A 15,750-nucleotide genomic window follows, 5' to 3' on the forward strand; every position below is an offset into this window, starting at 1 on the left:
AGAGAGTTCTCGCAGTTGTGGGCATAACGTAGACAGGTCTCGGACCGTATCCCTTCCTCGGCATGGAGATGGTTTCTCCACGCGGAGCGTTCGATCCAGCGAACTCCGACCGTACAGCGTCGATCACGTGTCCTTCAGAACCAGAAAGACAAAGGTCGATAGCCAGGATAGGGAGGTGATCCATTGGCGTGGAGGTAACTTCGCTCGCAGCTTTGTCAAGTGGAAGTGTGTCTGCGACCCGAGTCTCAAGCATCGCTTCTCTTCTCACGAGTTGTTCTTGGCGTAGTGGCCAGCAGCTTTGATGTTGCGACGCCTCTGGAAGGCGGCGTAGGCCTGGCGCATGTGGGCCTCGCGGTCGAGGGTCTGGAAGGGGAGGTCGTAGGTGTAGGCGACGCCGCTGCCCGGGTGGACGGCGGTGAGGTCGTCGTCCGAGTAGCGGCCGTCGTTGCCGCCCTTCTTGCGCCAGATGGTCAGGACGGCGTTCGGGACCAGGCGTCCGTTGGAGTCGAAGAGGTCCTGGCGTGCCTTTGAGATGCCTGTGTCGTAGCCGTACAGCACCGGGAACTGGGTGCGGTAGATCGTGCACAGCTCGTCCGCGGTCAGGCCCAGCGACAGAGCCACCAGGGCATCGATCTCCAGGAGTGCCTGACGACGGTCCTCCGCCCGACGCAGCGGCGTCTCCGGAGTCCACGTCGAGCCAACGTCGCCGAGATCCGCCCAGCCAGTTCGCTCTGGGAGGCTCGTCCACGAGTCGTCACGGAACGCCTCGTCGTAGCACTCGGTCCACAGGTCGGCATATGCGTCGGTGACGGAGTTGAGGCGAAGGGTTCGCAGTGTGAGTTCACGGCCATACTCGACGCCTCCGTAGGGGAGGCGTTGCACCGTGGAGAAGAGGACGTGCGATTTGGGTGTGGCGCGAACAGCGAAGTCCGAGACGAGGGACTGCAGATACGACGCCGCAAGCACCGTCTTGCGAGTGTCTGTCGGCGAGCCGACCGTGGAGATGGTCTGTACCTCAGTGCCGTGCCTCGGGATGATCGCCGGGATCAGTGTCCGTTCACCGGTGTTTGCGGCCATGCCTCGCCACGCGACCCGGTAGAAGGCACGGGCGGAGACGGTCTCGGTGCGGACGGTGGTGCCGTTGCTACGGGTGGTGGTCTCAACGTGGCGAACGTACTTCGGGTCCACGACGGGGGAGCCGTCGGTGGGCTTGCCGTCCGGGCCGACTTCGACATCGCGGGTCCAGTGCGCGTATGCCGCGTCGTAGGTCTTGCGGTCGCCGCGCGGCTTGTACGACGTGGCAGGGATCGCTTCGGTATCGAGCGCTTCAAGATCGACCGAAGTCCAGTCGGTGTTGTGCAGCATCGTCTTGTTTGGGCGCTTGTATTGCGGGACCGCCACGCCAAGATGTGATCCCTGGAGAATTACGTCCGTCCATGCCTCAGGTGCGCCCCATCCCTTGACGAAGCGACCGGTCTTGAAATCGGTTGTCTCGTTCCAGCCCTGGGAAAAAACCAGGCCAAGGCTGGAAACTCGCTTCGCCCTGATTAGCTTGTCAAGAACGGTTGCGGATGATCGGTTTACCGTGTAGACCATTCGCGCTTGATGTACCGGAGTGGAGCGCTCTTCGAGCAACTCGTGCCAGATTGACAATTCTCTCTCATCAACGCAAACGACCCTTCCGCGGTGAGGGCTAACGTCCCACGACCCGTCCGCATCCTTGATCCCGGGCTCGCTACCGCTTCCGTCATGGGCAAGCGTGCGTTCGACGGTGTCGGGGTGGTAGAGCGATGATGCTTGAACAAACAATGGCGACTGCAGCGAACCATAGACGTTGATTCCGTACTGCTTATTGTCCTTGATCTCGAAGAGTTTCTTGACGTTGATGAAGCTCCAGTGTCTGCGTAGCCGCCGGTACGTCTCCACGCGAAGGGCTCCTGCCTTCTCATCGGTAAAGTGAGACTCCAAGTGGATGAGGGCCGTCATCCCTCTGGCCGCCTGGTGACGCCAGGTGATCTCCATAAAGCAGCGGTAGAGGTCCGGGCGAAGGCCGACAAGGTGCGGGTAGTCGGTCGGGCTCGACACGGCTTCGCGAGTGGCGACCGTCGCTGCGAGAGAGTCGAGATAGAAGTCCCGGGCGGCAGGCACGCCGAGCGTGGTGCTGCGCAGTTCGTTCGCTCGGCCCGTTGCCAGCTTTCCTTCCAGCGCGAAAGCCACCTCGTACTCGCCCAGCGCTGCTGCTTCGTCAAAATCGGGCCGCACCCACGGCGGGTTTCCGACCTGGAGGTCGAACCCGCCCCGCGCGGCGAAGACCGACGCGAAGTCGAGCTCCCAGTGGAAGAACCCCTGCTGTGTGGCAACCCGTTGGCACACTGCCAGCCACGGGTTCTCCCGCAGCACCCGCTCCGGCGACGCGACACCGGCAAAGGAGAGCTCCAGATCCTCGGCCCCATTGAGCTCGTCCCAGTCGGCGGTGGACGCGAGGGTCTGGTCGCCGCCTGTCCACTTCCGGCCGCGCCCGGAGGCTCCGGCCTCGGCGTGGACGCCGAGCACCGCACGCAGGCTGGCGATCCACTCGTCCAGGGTCGGGGGCTCGACGGTCACCTCGGTACCGTCCGTTTCGTTAACCCGGGTTAACCCGTCCGTCAGCGGCCAGAACCACAGCGCGCACCAGGCGTCCATGATGAGCCGCAGCCGTTGGTAGGCCCCCCGAGCATCAGCCAGAGCGGACTCGATCTGCTCGCGCGTGACAGCCCCACCCACGGGCAAGTCGTCGGCGCCCCACACGTCGATGGACCGACGGACCTCGCCCTCGGCGATGCGGAGCCGCTGGTGGGCGAGGTCCCACAGTGCCTCGACGCGGTGGCCGAGGTTGACGAGTTCGTCGGCCTGCTTCTTGGACGGCGTCACCAGAACGGCCTTGCGCCACGCCTTGAGGCGGGCCAGCGCCTCGGGGGCGAGCTCCTTGGCCTCCTTGGCCTCGACGGCCGAGCCCCAGCCCGCGGCGGGCAGCAGGAAGTGGTGGATGCGCCCACCGACGTCTCCGAGCGAGGATGCCTTGCCCGCCGCGACGTCGTCGTCGGACGGCGTGAGCGGCACGTCCGCGGGGACGGCGTTGAGCCACGCCTTCTTGGCGAGCTGGTCGCGCCGGTACACCGCGCGCCGCGCGCCGATGAGGGAGTTGCCGCGCTTGAGGTGCAGGCCGAACCACGGCGCCTGGAGGCCCTCGCCCATGGTGTCGAGCCACAGGGAGATCTCGGCGAGCTCGACGGCGGTGCCGTTGAGGTCCACCCCGTAGGTGTTGTGCAGGGCGATGTACGCCTTGACCTTCTGGAGCTCGGCGGCGTAGCGGTCGGGGTCGATCCGCTCGCCGGTCTCCTCCTGGCGGCGGCGCAGGTACGCGGCGGCGAGCTGGCGCACCGCCTCGATGGCGAACGCGCCCGACCCGAGGGCCGGCTCGCACACGGTGAGATCGAGGATCTCGCGGGCGGTCATCTTGCGGGGGACCTCGCGGCCCTCCCACTCGACGGAGCCCTCCTTGACCTCGTCCGGGCCGATGAGCTCCACCAGCGCCTGCGACACCGTGAACCGGGTCAGCACCTCCGGCGTGTAGTACGACGCCGACTGCTGCCGCTCCCGGCCCGCCAGGCGGAACACGAACGTGCCCTGCTCGTGCACCACCGGCTTCTGCTCGCCCGTGACCGGGTCGGGCGTGGTGACGAAGTCCTTCGCGGCGATCGACTGCGACCGCGCGACGGGCACCACCCACGAGCCCTTCTCGGAGTTGCCGTCCTTGGCGACCTCGTGGAGGTCCTCGTCCGCGAAGAAGCCCGTGTAGCTCATGAGGCCCTCGTACACGGCGCCGAGCTGGTTGATGCCGAGCTCGGCGTACGAGATGAACCCGCGGTCCTTGCCCTTCGACTCCTTGCTCAGCAGCAGGTGCCGCAACACGCGCTGGAGCGCCGCGTTCCCCAGCCCGACCTCGTCGATGTGCGCGGTCGCCTTCGCCAGGAACAGGTCGGCCTTGAGCGGCTGGAACGTCAGGCCGTCCGCGCCGTCGTCCACCCGCTGCGCCTCGCCGTCGACGCGCTCGACACGCGCCGCGCCCGCCGCGCCGTCGTGCCCCTCGTCGACCAGCCGGAACAGCGTGCGCAGCGACTGGTAGAGGTGCGTGCCGTCCTCGGCGCGCGGGCCGGAGATCTCCATGAGCGTCAGCTCGCGCAGCCGGTCCAGGCTGTACCCCTGCTCGTACGTCGGGTCGCCGACGGGCAGCACGCCCAGCTCCGGCGACGCCTCCGCGAACAGCAGGAACAGGATGCGGTAGAGGAACCGCAGCGACTGCCCGGCGAGCACCTGCGCCTCGCCCTGAGGCAGCGCCTCCAGGCCCTGCGCCTCCCGACGACGCACCACCTCGTTGGCGATGATCTCGATGGACAGCCGCACGCCCTCGCGCAGGTCCTTCGACACCCCCACGGTGTGCTTCACCGACTCGTCCAGTACGCCCGGCCACCACAGGTTGCCCTCCGGGTCCGGGGCGAGCGACACCGCCTCGACGCACGTCAGCGCCGTGTCCATCTCGCCGCCGCGCGGGTCCTTGGGACCGCCGCGCTCGGCCACGAGCTGGAGGTCGACGGCCAGGTAGCGGCCCTCCGCCCAGCGGGTCTTCTCCGCGACGAGCATCCACCCGCCCGCCAGCACCAGCGCGAACTCCGGGGCGTCGTCCTGCACGAACAGGTACGACAGCATCCGCGCCACCGAGAAGATCTCGGTCTTGTCGTCGACGGCGTACGGCTCCAGGAGCGTCCGGTCGCTCGGCGCGGGCTTCACCGGATCGCCCTTGGCGAGCAGCGACTCGACGTCCTTGACCGCCACCGCCTCCACGATGACCAGGGGAGCGGCGGCCTCCAGGCCCGTCGCATGCACCCACTCGACCGGGCCGTCCTTCTTCGACTGCAGCGCCGCCGTCCGGTACCCCAGCACCGTGCGTAGCTCGTCGTACAGATCGGGCAGCACGGCGAACCGGCCACCGGTCTCGCCCAGCCCCGCCAGCGTCGAGAGCAGGCCGGTGCGCGCGCCTACGAACCGGGCGCGCGTCGTCTGCTCACCCTCCTTGGCGGCGTCGTCCCACGCCTTGCGGCGCTCCAGCACCCGGGTGCGGAACGACTGCTTGCCGTCCGTGCCGAAGTAGTGCTCGCTGATCCAGTCCTCGCCGACGACGATCGCGTCGCTCGCTGCCATCAGTGGTTCCCCTCGGTGCGGTGCTCGGTGCTCTCGGGTGCCGTGAAGTCCGGCGGGACGACGACGAGCAGCGGCCGCAGCAGCGTGCGGTGCGGCACCATCTCGCGCGCCAGGCGCGACTCCTCGTCGACGTCGGACGTGCGGCTCTCCACGACTGCGCGGGTGGCGGCCTCACGGCTGATCAGGGCGGTCGCGTTCATGCGCCACCTGCTGCTGCGGTCGAGCCAGCCCTCGACCCGTGCCTGCGTCTCGGTGCGGATCGACTCGATCTGGTCGCCTACCGCGACCTCCGCCGAGCGGATCGCCTGCCGCACGAACGGCTGCAGCGTCCCGGCGCCCGGGACGCCGCCCGTGTTGGTGGTACTCAGGTTCAGGTGGGCGACGGCGTCGGCGGACGACGCGTGCTGGACCGCCATCCCGCCGGCAGGGTTGTCGGGGTCGGGGAAGAGGACCGTCTGGTACGAGGTCGCCACCACCTGACCGCGAGCGTTGTACAGCGCGCCCTGCACCAGCACCGTCACGGCGTCGACGTCACCGCGCACCGCGAACACCTGGTCGCGGCCCAGGGACGCCAGCGCACGGTCCGACGCCCAGTCGACGATCGGGTGCAGCGGGCCGAGGAAGTGCGCCTCCGGCCACGTCGAGCTCGACTCCCGGCTGCGCGCGTTCGCGAGCTCCTGCTTGCCCTTGGGCACCGACGTCGCCAGGCGCAGCGTCTCGGTGACGTTGCGGTCCGCGAGGTACGACTGCGGCAGCACGTCCAGGCGCTGCTGCAGGTCGCGCGGCGGCTTGAGGGACGCCAGCGACTGCTGCGGGAACGTCCGCCACGTGACGCCGTTCGACGGCTCCTGGCCGGGCGTCGTGTAGATCTGGGCGAGCGCGTCCTCGAGGAACGACAGCTCGTCGTCGTAGACGCCGGTGCGGCCGCCGGTCTCCGCGGTGGGCGCGGCCTGCTCGGGCTCGGCGGGGGTGGCGGCGCCCAGACCCATGAGGCGGGCCAGGAGGCCCGCGGGGCCGTCGTCGGCGACGACCTCCTCGACCTCCTTCACCACGCTGTCCAGCGCCTTCGCCTGCCGCAGAACGTCCGCGATCGCCCGCTCCTCGGCCTTCACCGAGTATTCGCCCATGAGCGAGGCGGTGTCGCCGAGCGCCTGGTGCGCGTGGTGCTCGCGCTCCACCAGACGCGTCAGCACGCGGATGTCGCCGCCGAACCGCGTCGTCTGCTGCGGGTCCAGCAGGAGCGTCGTGATCTGTGGAGCGTGCTTCTGCCCGTACCGGTCGATACGGCCGTTGCGCTGCTCGATGCGGATCAGCGACCACGGGATGTCGTAGTGCACCAGGTGGTGGCAGTGGCTGTGCAGGTTCACGCCCTCGGACGCGACATCGCCCGTGACCAGCACGCGGATCGGCGACGACGCCAGCTTGAACGACTCCACGATCGCCTGCTGGTCGACGTCCGACAGCCCGCCGTGCAGCACCGCGACGTTCTCGTCCTTGAGGCCGAGGTCCTTCATCAGTCTCGTCTGGAGCCAGCCGAGCGTCGCGACACGCTCCGCGAAGACGACGGCCCGCATCTCCGAGCCCTTGCCGACGCCGATCTGCTTGAGGTGAGCGAGAAGGGCGTCGTACTTCGCCGACCGCTCCGTCAGCGACCGCCGGGCGAGGTCGTGCAGGCGGCCGAGCGCCTCCCGCTCGGTCGCCCGGGTGCCGGCGGGCGCTGCGCTGTCCGCCGCGGCGCCGTCGTCGGGCGCGTCGCCGGGGGAGCCGAGCGACCCCTCGTCGTCCGCGCCCTCCACGCCGCCGTCGAGCGTGCGCAGGCGCTTGCGCACCGACTCCTCCAGCGCTGCGGGGGAGGAGAGGAAAGCCTTCGCCAGCGTCCACGGGAACAGCGTCACGCCGCCCTTGCCGGAGTACGGGCTCGCGCCGTTCGCCGGCCAGAGCCACGTGCGCTCCAGCTCGACGGCGATCTCCTCCTCGACCGGCGACGCCGGCACGAGCACGTTCTGCGGCTCCTTGCGCTCCGCCCAGTCCGCACCCACCACGGACGCGACCTCGGGGGAGTGCCGGTGCCGGCGGACGATCAGGCGCTCCACCTGCTTCTCGTCCAGCTCCACGCCGTCCGGCTTCACCGCCGTCGGCTCCAGCATGCGGATCAGCGAGGCGAACGACCGCGGGTCACCGTTGTGCGGCGTCGCGCTCGCCAGGACCAGCGCGTCCGTCTGGCGGGCCAGCATGCTGGCGAGGCGGAAGTTCTGCGTCGAGGCGTTCGTGACGTTGTGCGACTCGTCGATGACGACGGCGTCCCACCGGTGCTTGCGCAGGTGTGCCACGTACTTGTCGCTCTTGAGGGTGTCGATCGAGATGATCACCCGCTTGAAGAACGCGAACGGATTGCGGTTCGCGGGGAGCTTCTGCCGGATCCGCTGGATGCCGGTGCTGTCGAGGCGCACGAACGGCAGGGCGAACCGCGTCCACAGCTCGAACTGCATCTGCTCCAGCACGTGCTTCGGCGTCACCACCAGGATCCGCTCGCCGCGGCCACGCCTGGCCAGCTCCGACAGGATCATGCCGATCTCGAGCGTCTTGCCCAGGCCGACGGCGTCCGCCAGCAGGATGCGCGGCCGCAGGTTCCCCGGGTCAAGTGCCTTCCGCACCGCCGCGAACTGGTAAGGCAGCGGGTCCGCCAGCGCCCGGTGCGCCGTCGTCAGGGCCTCCTCCGCGATCGGCACCGGCGTCTTGCGGAGCATCGCCTCCAGCCACAGGCGCGAGTCGCGGTACTTCGGCGAGGCGTCGGCAACCACTCTGGTGGAGGCGGGGTCCGCGACCTCGACCGTGTCGAGCGCCGTCGAGAACACCGCCTCCGTGTCCCGCACCAGCTCCGACAGGCCCGTCACGTGCACGAAGTGACCGTCCGTCGTCGGCTCCACCTGCGTGACGAGCCACTCCTCGTCCCGCACCACCACCGTCGACCCCGGGGCGCCGTCGAACTCCGTCCGTGACTCCGTCACTGCTGTCACGTGTCTACCCCTCGCTGGTGCTTCGTCGTCTGTGGTCCGTCCAGGTTGTTGCTCAGGCAGATGAAGCGGACCGTCGCTCTGGTCATCTTCTCCCGGGCCAGCCCCTTGCCGCGCGTGGACGAGCGGGGAAGCGTTCGGAGACCCGACCCGTGACGTTATCCAGGTGGTGTGCCCGGAAAAGCCCGGCCGCGGGTGAAATCCGGCGGGCCCGCTCCGGGCTGGCGAACGAGTGTGGGGCACGACGCAGTGTGCCGGCTAGCTCTTGCGGTGGGCACGGTGGTAGCTTGAACGCGCGTTCGAGGTGGATGGCAGGAGCGTGAAGGTGCGGCTTGGATCACCATGCGCTCGGCCGCGACATGAAGCAGCAAGGGGATTCGATGAGCACCGACGACCAGGGGTTCACGTTCGTCGACCTCTTCGCGGGCATCGGCGGGTTCCACGCCGCGCTGGCATCGCTCGGCGGGCGCTGCGTCTACGCGGCCGAGTGGAACGACAAGGCCCGGGCGGTCTACGAGAATGCCTGGCGCACGCCGGAGCTGGCCCGAGGGATCGGCGCGTACCCGTTCGTAGGCAACATCAACGACGACGTACCGGTACTGCCCGAGTCGGCCCTGGCGGAAGCGAGCTCCGACCTGCCGGACTTTCCGGACCATGACGTGCTCGCGGCTGGCTTTCCCTGCCAGGCGTTCAGCAAGTCCGGCAAGCAGCAGGGCATCCTCGACGCGACGCGCGGGACGCTCTTCTACAACATTCTGCGAATCGTACGTGCCAAGCGGCCGCGGATCGTGTTCCTCGAGAACGTGCGCAATCTCGCCGGCCCCAAGCATCGTCCTACGTTCAAGGCCATCGTCGACTCGTTGTTCGAGCTCGGCTACGTCGTCTCGGACGACCCGACGGTGATCTCGCCTCATCGGATCCACCCTGACCAGGGCGGAACTCCGCAGATGCGCGAGCGCATCTATATCCTGGCGGTTCATCGGACCGCTCTCGGCACGGAGGCTCAGGGCACGGAGGACCGGATCCGGTGGACCGACGAGAACGGGCCCTTCCTGCGGGACGTCGCACCGTTCTCGGCCTTCTCGTACGGCACGTGGGATCCGCAGAAGTGGCGGATCCGCACGACCCCGCTGGCGCTCTACGACGGTGAGCCCGTCGTCCTGCCGGACGAGCGTCTGGGCGATCGTGCGCGACTCGCGCTCCGCGACGAGGACGGCGGAGCGATCGACGCGTGGGACGCGTTCGTCCGCCGCGTCGTCGCGCGGCGCGGCTTGAGCAAGGACGACGGCGTGCGACGACTGCCCGGACACCCGATCTGGACGGGTGTGATGAGACCGCTCTGGTTGGCACGAGAGCGGGCCGACGCCAACAGCCGTGCGCAGGAAGGCAGCCACTGGAAGAACGCCTTCCTCGACAGCAACGAACGCACGATCGACCAGCACCGCGTCGATCTCGAGGCGACGGTCAAGCCTTTGCACGACAAGCTCCCAGAGAGCCGGTGGAAGTTCGAGTGGCAGGCGCAGGACGCCTCGTCCCTGGACGAGTGCCTGATCCAGCTCCGACCGTCGGGGATTCGGGTCAAGAAGGACACGTACACCCCGGCCCTCGTCGCGATCAACCAGACGACCATCCTGGGGAAGGAGCGTCGTCGGCTCGCGCCGGCTGAGACCGTTCGTCTGCAAGGCTTTCCAGACTTCGTCTCTGACGTGATGGCGAGCCTGCAGACCGACGCGGAGTCGTACAAGCAGCTCGGCAACGCTGTGCACGTGGGGGCGGTCGGGTTCGCTCTGGCGCAGCTCATCGAGCACTTCGAGAACTCCTTCGACCTCGACCCGCGGCTCCGTGAGATCAGGAGGCGCTGGGAGCGACGATGGTCCGGCGGAACCGGGCCTTCGTCCGCGGAGCCAGCGGCGCGTACCGACAGCGCTCACGACGTCGATGAGGCCCGAGCAGCCTGACGGCGGGGTGCCGCTGCCGCAGCACGTCCCGACGCACCCCGGAGCCTCGTCGACGGCGGTCTCCCAGAGGATGAGCCGTGCACGGCGACGTGACACGGCTCCTGAGCTGGCACTGCGACGGCTGTTGCACTCCCGAGGTCTGCGCTTCCGGGTCGCCTACCCCGTGCCTGGTCAGCGTCGTCGTACCATCGACGTCGCCTTTACGCGGCGTCGCCTGGCAGTTTTCGTCGACGGGTGCTTCTGGCACGGCTGCCCCGACCACGGGACGAACCCGCGGACGAACGACGCCTGGTGGCAGACGAAGATCGCCGCCAACCGAGCACGCGACGCCGACACGGATCGGATCCTCGTCCAGCGAGGTTGGAGCGTCGTCAGGGTGTGGGAGCACGAACCTCCCGAGAGAGCGGCGGACCTCGTGTCCGAGGCCCTGTCCCGCCTCTCGACCTGACGCCCCGGGCGTCAGCGACGCGCGCCGGTGGATGCCGCGACCTGGGTCAAGGCTCGCACCGACGACGTGAGGTACCCGTCCCGGAGAGCCTGGTCGACCTGCGCCGGTGAGGCGCCGATCTCGGTGAGGATGCCGAGCGCCACCGTGGCGATGTAGTCCCACTGCTCCGAGGTCTGCGTCTTCGTGGGGCGGGTCCAGACCTCCCCCGAGAGGCGGAGCAAGTTGTCGCGACGCGACCGGAGCGCGCCCTCGATGCCGTCGGGGAGGATCGCGGTAGCCAGGACGACGCCGAGCAGGCTCGCGACCAGCTGCAGGTCCTGCCACTTCTCGCCCTTGCGACCGTCCTTGAACCTGGGCGCCCAGACGTCGCTAGCCTGGTGAGCCCGCATCGCAGTCGCCACCAGGCGGACGGCGTCGGCGATGCGCCGCTGGTCGCTGAACGGGGAGCCAGGCTTGGCCGCCCGGTCGAGGAGCGCGTTGATCTGGTGGGCCGTCGAGAGCTTGCGGGGCGTGCCGTCGTCGTTGGTGGACTCCAGGAAGGCCATCGAGAACAGCCATGAGAGGACCTTGGTACGCCGGTACCGGCTCTCCGCGACACCGGAGGTGGCGAGGAATTCCGCGATCACCTCGACCTCGGCCGTGACCGGTGCGAGGAACGGTGCTGCGCCGGAGATCGTCGGTCCGTCGCCAGCAGCCACTGCCAGCGCCCTCATGAGGTCGACCTCGTGGTAGACCGCGTTGCGGATCTCCTCGGCGTTCAGGTGCTTGCCCTGCTTGTTGTAGAGGTTGAAAACCTCGTGGATCTGGCGGGGCGTGGCCTCCATGTACTCGATGACCGGCACCTTGTAGTCGGTCGTGGACTCGAAGACGTCGCGGACCTCGCTCTCCTCGCCCCCGACACGGATGATCTCGCCGGCGATCTGGTGGTAGTACTTCCCGCCGAGCTCCGCCAGAGCCCCGAGAAGACCCGGGGACCTGCCGGCGAGCTTGAACGGGAAGAACAGCTCACGTTCCCGCGTGGTGGTGAGCTTCTCCCCGGTGGCCTCCGTCCAAGCGTTGCGAAACGCGGGGTAGTCGGTTTGGAACAGGCGGGACAGGTCGTGACCGGGGTGCTCACGGCTCGCCTCCTCGACCGCCCTCAGGGCGGAGGGATGCATGCCGATGAATCGGAGGATCGACGTCAGGCGCTGCTTGCCGTCCACGACCTCGAAGGGAGACTCTGCGAGCGACTTCGGGCGCAGGATGATGACCGAGGGCAGCGGGATCCCCCGCAGGATGGACTCGATGAGCAGCTGAGCGTCGCGGGTCGGCCACACTTCGCCGCGCTGGTACGACGGGCTCAGGTCGAGGCGACGGCTCTTCGCGCGGGAGGCGAAGTCGTGGATCGACCAGACCTCGGCCTTCGCCCGGATGGGTCCCGAGACGGTCTCGTCGACCACGTCGTCCCACGCGGCGATCCAGGACGCGGTGGCGGAGGCGACGGAGCCGTCCTCGACGTCGCCGACGAAGGCGTCCCTGAGCTGGAGGGCGCGGTCGACACGGCTGCGCAGCAGATCGAGCCCGTAGGGGGTCAGCACGACGTCTTCCTCGCTTACCGCGAAGGCGTCCTGAGGGCGGTCGGCCGACAGCCCCGCGAAGAGAGAAGTCGCCATCGACGTGCTAGTTCCGAACGAGTCCAGCCGAGACTCGAGTCGGAGCCAGTCCTGGACAGCTTCGACGCTGTCGAGCCACAGGCCGCCCGAGAAGCTCACCTCCTCGGGTTCGAACGATCGGACCACGTCCACCTCGGTGGGGCGGAGGGACGATCGGGACAGCATCGCGAGCCCCTCGGCGATGGCCGCCTCGGCCTCGCGGCGATCCTCGACGTCGGTGTCCTCCATGCTCACATCTGCTCCTTCGCTCAAGTCGTCCAGGCAAAGCAAGACCCACGAGATCGTATCCGCCACCGATGCGGAGGTGGGTACAGAACGGCACAGGACGAATTTTTCGCCCGCTGAGAGTTCTTCCTGAGTCAGGTAGCGGCGCTACCGTCGTCGAGGTATGACCGAAGCATGAGCATTGCGGGGGGCAAGCAGTGGTGACCAGCGCGGCACGGGCAGAGTACGAGCGGTGGAACGCCGCGCTCACGGACGTGCTCCTCCCAGAGCAGGACGAGCCCCGGCCCGCATACCTCGACCTCGAGAGCGACGTGCTCGAAGCTCTGGGCGCCCGCATGGAGGTAGCTTCGGACGAGGTCGTGCCTGCGCTCGCCGGCGCGGTGGCCGCGACGCTCGTCACGACCGGAGGGGTCTTCGCGTGGCACCGCGAGCGCCTTCGGGCGTGGCGCGGTGGTCGGCGCACCGCGACGAATCCTCTGGTAGCACTCCTGGCCACTTTCAGCCTGGCTGCTGAGCGCATGGCGTCAGGGGACGGGATGTCGGCGCAGAACTACTACGGTCGCCTCTCCGACCTGCTGGGCTTTGATGCTGGCAGGCTGGGGACCAGCTACCGCGACGTCGCCGAGCCGTTCTGGGCGAGCCTCAACCTCTGGCTGACCGCCCTGGACGGCCGACGAGGCACCCCGACCGCCTACTCCGTCGGTCTGCGCTACGTCGGTCTCGCCGTCTCCCAGGCACTCGTGCGAGAGGCCGACCGGAAGAGGCTCGAGCGCTTCTTCACCGACTTCGGGCTTGCGCCGCGCTCCGAGCTTCCTCCCGCTGAGCTGACCCCGCTGCTCGGCTCGTGGATCAACGAGCCGCAATCACCGGCGACAAACCACCTGGCGAACCTGTGGCGCAAGCCGTCCCTCCAGGGACGCGTCGCCGAGGTCGCGGCCACGCTGCTCGCTGAGTGGGACGGTCTGGACACCGACACTGAGGCCGACGAGCCCGGAGCACGTGGGAGGGCGCGGCTGGCACTCTCCATCACGGCCTTCCCTCGCCCTCAGATCCGGCTCATGCCCCAGCTCTTCCTGCCTCGCCCCGAGGTCTCGAGGCAGGTCACCCTGCACGGGGAGCAGGACGAGGCGGTGACAGTGGAGCAGGTCGCCGGCGGGACCATGAGCTTCCAGGACCCGGGGCTCGTCGACGCCGCCGGTCTGCTCGAGGGCGTGCTCTCGATCACGGACGAGCTCGCGGGGAGCGTGGTACGGCGCCCGCGCGGCCTTGTCGTCTTCCGCAAGGACGACCTCACTGGCAGCTGGGTCGAGGTTCAGCAGGTGCTCATGGGCGACGACGTCGCGCTTCTCGTGTCCTCCCGCCTGCTCGACGGTGTGGAGGCGGTGCTGCGCGAGGTGTCCCGGCCAGGATGGACCACCGACCAGAGCACCCGCGGTATACCCCACGCCTGGACGCTGGTCCGTGAGGTGGAGATCTTCTCGCGGCCGGCCGAGGAGGGACGGCTCGCCCAGGACCTGCGCTCGCTCGTCCCGCTCACGAGCAGCCAGCTCAAGCTCGCGGGAGGCTTGGCGCTGCCGGGGCGCCTGCGGAACCGCTGGCACTCGGGACGGGCGCCCGAGGTCCGGGCGGTGAGCGACGTCGGGGTTCCGTTCGTCGTCCGCATCCTCGATCTGGGGCCTCCTGGGGACCCGCACGACGACCTCGTCGTGCTGGAGGAGTGGCCCGACAAGGGCACGGGCAGCGTGATCCAAGACCTCGCCGAGCTCGAGCTCGACGACGGCGACTATGCCGTCGAGCTGGTCGTGGGTGAGGACGTGCTGAGCCGCAAGGAGATCTATCTGCGCTCCTCGGACTCGCCGGACGAGGCTCTGTGGTCGCGGGTCGAGGAGGTGAGCCACGGCCTCGCCGACCCTCTGTCCGTGATCGGGGCGGGCGACACTGCGGCGGCCGGCCCGGTCGTGCAGGGAGTGCTGCTAGACGCCGGCGAGGTCGGCGACCGGGCGGAGGTGTCCCGCCCCCCGGCGCGCCCCTGGTGGCGCGCGGCCGCGGACCAGGAGCGCACCCGCACGGTCGCGCTGGCACGACCGGCGCCAGACTCTTGCTTCTACACGGGCAGGCATCGCTTCGAGCTCGGGACCGCGATGTACGACTCGAAGGGCAGGCCGCTTGCCACGACCACCGAGGGCGTCTGCACGAACTGCGACCTGCGCAAGCGCTTCTCGGCCAGCTATTGGAAGAACAGGAAGCAGTTCGAACGGAGGCAGGCACTTGCTTCCGGCGCCCGCGTCGAGGCCGCGGCCCTCCCACCGTCGACCCCGAGGCCGGAGGGCATCGCGGAGGGATGGGACCTGGCCCTCGACGCGCTGCGGTTCGCCGGTGGCGGACCGTTCAGGCTGCTCGAGGGCATCGCCCGGCAAATCGACCCGAGCAGCCTCTTCGTCAAGGAGTTCGTCGCGACTCTTGAAGCACTCGGGCACATCGAGGTCAGGCGTTCACCCGAGACGCTCGCTGAGGTCTCGTGGGAGATCTGTCCTACCTCGGTCATCGACACCAGGGAGGAGCGGGTGCTCGCAGGATTCTGGACCCCGGGGCTCCTCGAGGTGGCTGAGGAAAACCTTGCAGACCACGGCCGTTCCCTGACCGAGGAGGCGCAGACGCTGAGCCCGGATCGCTGGTCGACGAGCGCCACTGATGCCGAGGTGCTCGAGCACCTTGGCATCGAGGACGTCCTCGTCGTCGGTCGGGCTGGAATCGCCCTGGCGGCGGCGCTCCCACCACTCAGCAGCGTCGTCGCGGCACTTCCCCGCCGAAAGGCGCCCCCTCACCTCGACGTGCAGTGGTTCGACCCGGCCCGCGCTGCCTGGATCGACGTGGTCGGGGTCGACGGTCCGGGCGCCTACCGGGTCGGTAGGTACGCCTCGCAGCACCTCCTGAGAACCGCGCAGGACGTCGTCGACGGCACTCTTGCACGGGCCGACGTCTACCTCGTCAAGCATGCCGCCGCTGCTGAGCTGGGTGGTCGGGCCCTGCTTGCCTACGACGAGCACAACCGAGAGCTCGCCGTCCCGCTGGGCGCCAGCCTCCCCGGCATGTACCAGCGCGCCGTCGTCATGGACTCCTGCCGAGCCCCGGAGCGCCGTCGAAGCTATCTCGTGTACCCGGGGGTCACCCCTGAGGTTGCCCACCGCATCACCCACCTCCTGCAGAACTGAGCA

The 15,750-nt window shown here is 68.8% G+C and carries 6 protein-coding genes; 3 read left to right on the plus strand and 3 right to left on the minus strand.

What is annotated here, in order from left to right; all coding sequences use genetic code 11:
* Nucleotides 1-264: 264 nt before the first annotated feature.
* Both ACQP6G_RS08795 and ACQP6G_RS08800 read right to left on the minus strand, forming a co-directional pair.
* Nucleotides 265-5,238, minus strand: a complete 4,974-nt coding sequence (locus tag ACQP6G_RS08795; RefSeq protein WP_429763905.1) for a class I SAM-dependent DNA methyltransferase — start codon at nt 5,236-5,238, stop codon at nt 265-267.
* Nucleotides 5,238-8,255, minus strand: coding sequence for a helicase-related protein (locus ACQP6G_RS08800; protein ID WP_429763906.1), 3,018 nt, complete (start codon nt 8,253-8,255; stop codon nt 5,238-5,240). Before ACQP6G_RS08800 ends, ACQP6G_RS08795 begins: the two co-directional genes overlap by 1 nt.
* Before the next feature lie 377 nt (nt 8,256-8,632).
* On the opposite strand from ACQP6G_RS08800, the gene dcm reads away from it, so the two are divergent.
* Together dcm and ACQP6G_RS08810 are read left to right on the plus strand one after the other, a co-directional pair.
* On the plus strand, nt 8,633-10,210 hold the full coding sequence (gene dcm / locus ACQP6G_RS08805; protein WP_429763907.1) for a DNA (cytosine-5-)-methyltransferase: 1,578 nt from the start codon (nt 8,633-8,635) through the stop codon (nt 10,208-10,210).
* Between the two features lie 70 nt (nt 10,211-10,280).
* On the plus strand, nt 10,281-10,658 hold the full coding sequence (locus tag ACQP6G_RS08810; protein WP_429763908.1) for a very short patch repair endonuclease: 378 nt from the start codon (nt 10,281-10,283) through the stop codon (nt 10,656-10,658).
* A gap of 11 nt (nt 10,659-10,669) precedes the next feature.
* Here ACQP6G_RS08810 and ACQP6G_RS08815 read toward each other — a convergent pair whose 3' ends face one another.
* Complete coding sequence (locus ACQP6G_RS08815) at nt 10,670-12,538, minus strand: DUF262 domain-containing protein (RefSeq protein ID WP_429763909.1); 1,869 nt, start codon at nt 12,536-12,538, stop codon at nt 10,670-10,672.
* A 197-nt stretch (nt 12,539-12,735) separates the two neighbouring features.
* Here ACQP6G_RS08815 and ACQP6G_RS08820 point away from each other — a divergent pair, with 197 nt between their 5' ends.
* On the plus strand, nt 12,736-15,747 hold the full coding sequence (locus tag ACQP6G_RS08820; protein ID WP_429763911.1) for a hypothetical protein: 3,012 nt from the start codon (nt 12,736-12,738) through the stop codon (nt 15,745-15,747).
* Nucleotides 15,748-15,750 lie beyond the last annotated feature (3 nt).

The sequence above is a fragment of the Isoptericola nanjingensis genome, from assembly GCF_050311635.1.
GTDB classification, from domain to species: Bacteria; Actinomycetota; Actinomycetes; order Actinomycetales; family Cellulomonadaceae; genus Isoptericola; species Isoptericola nanjingensis.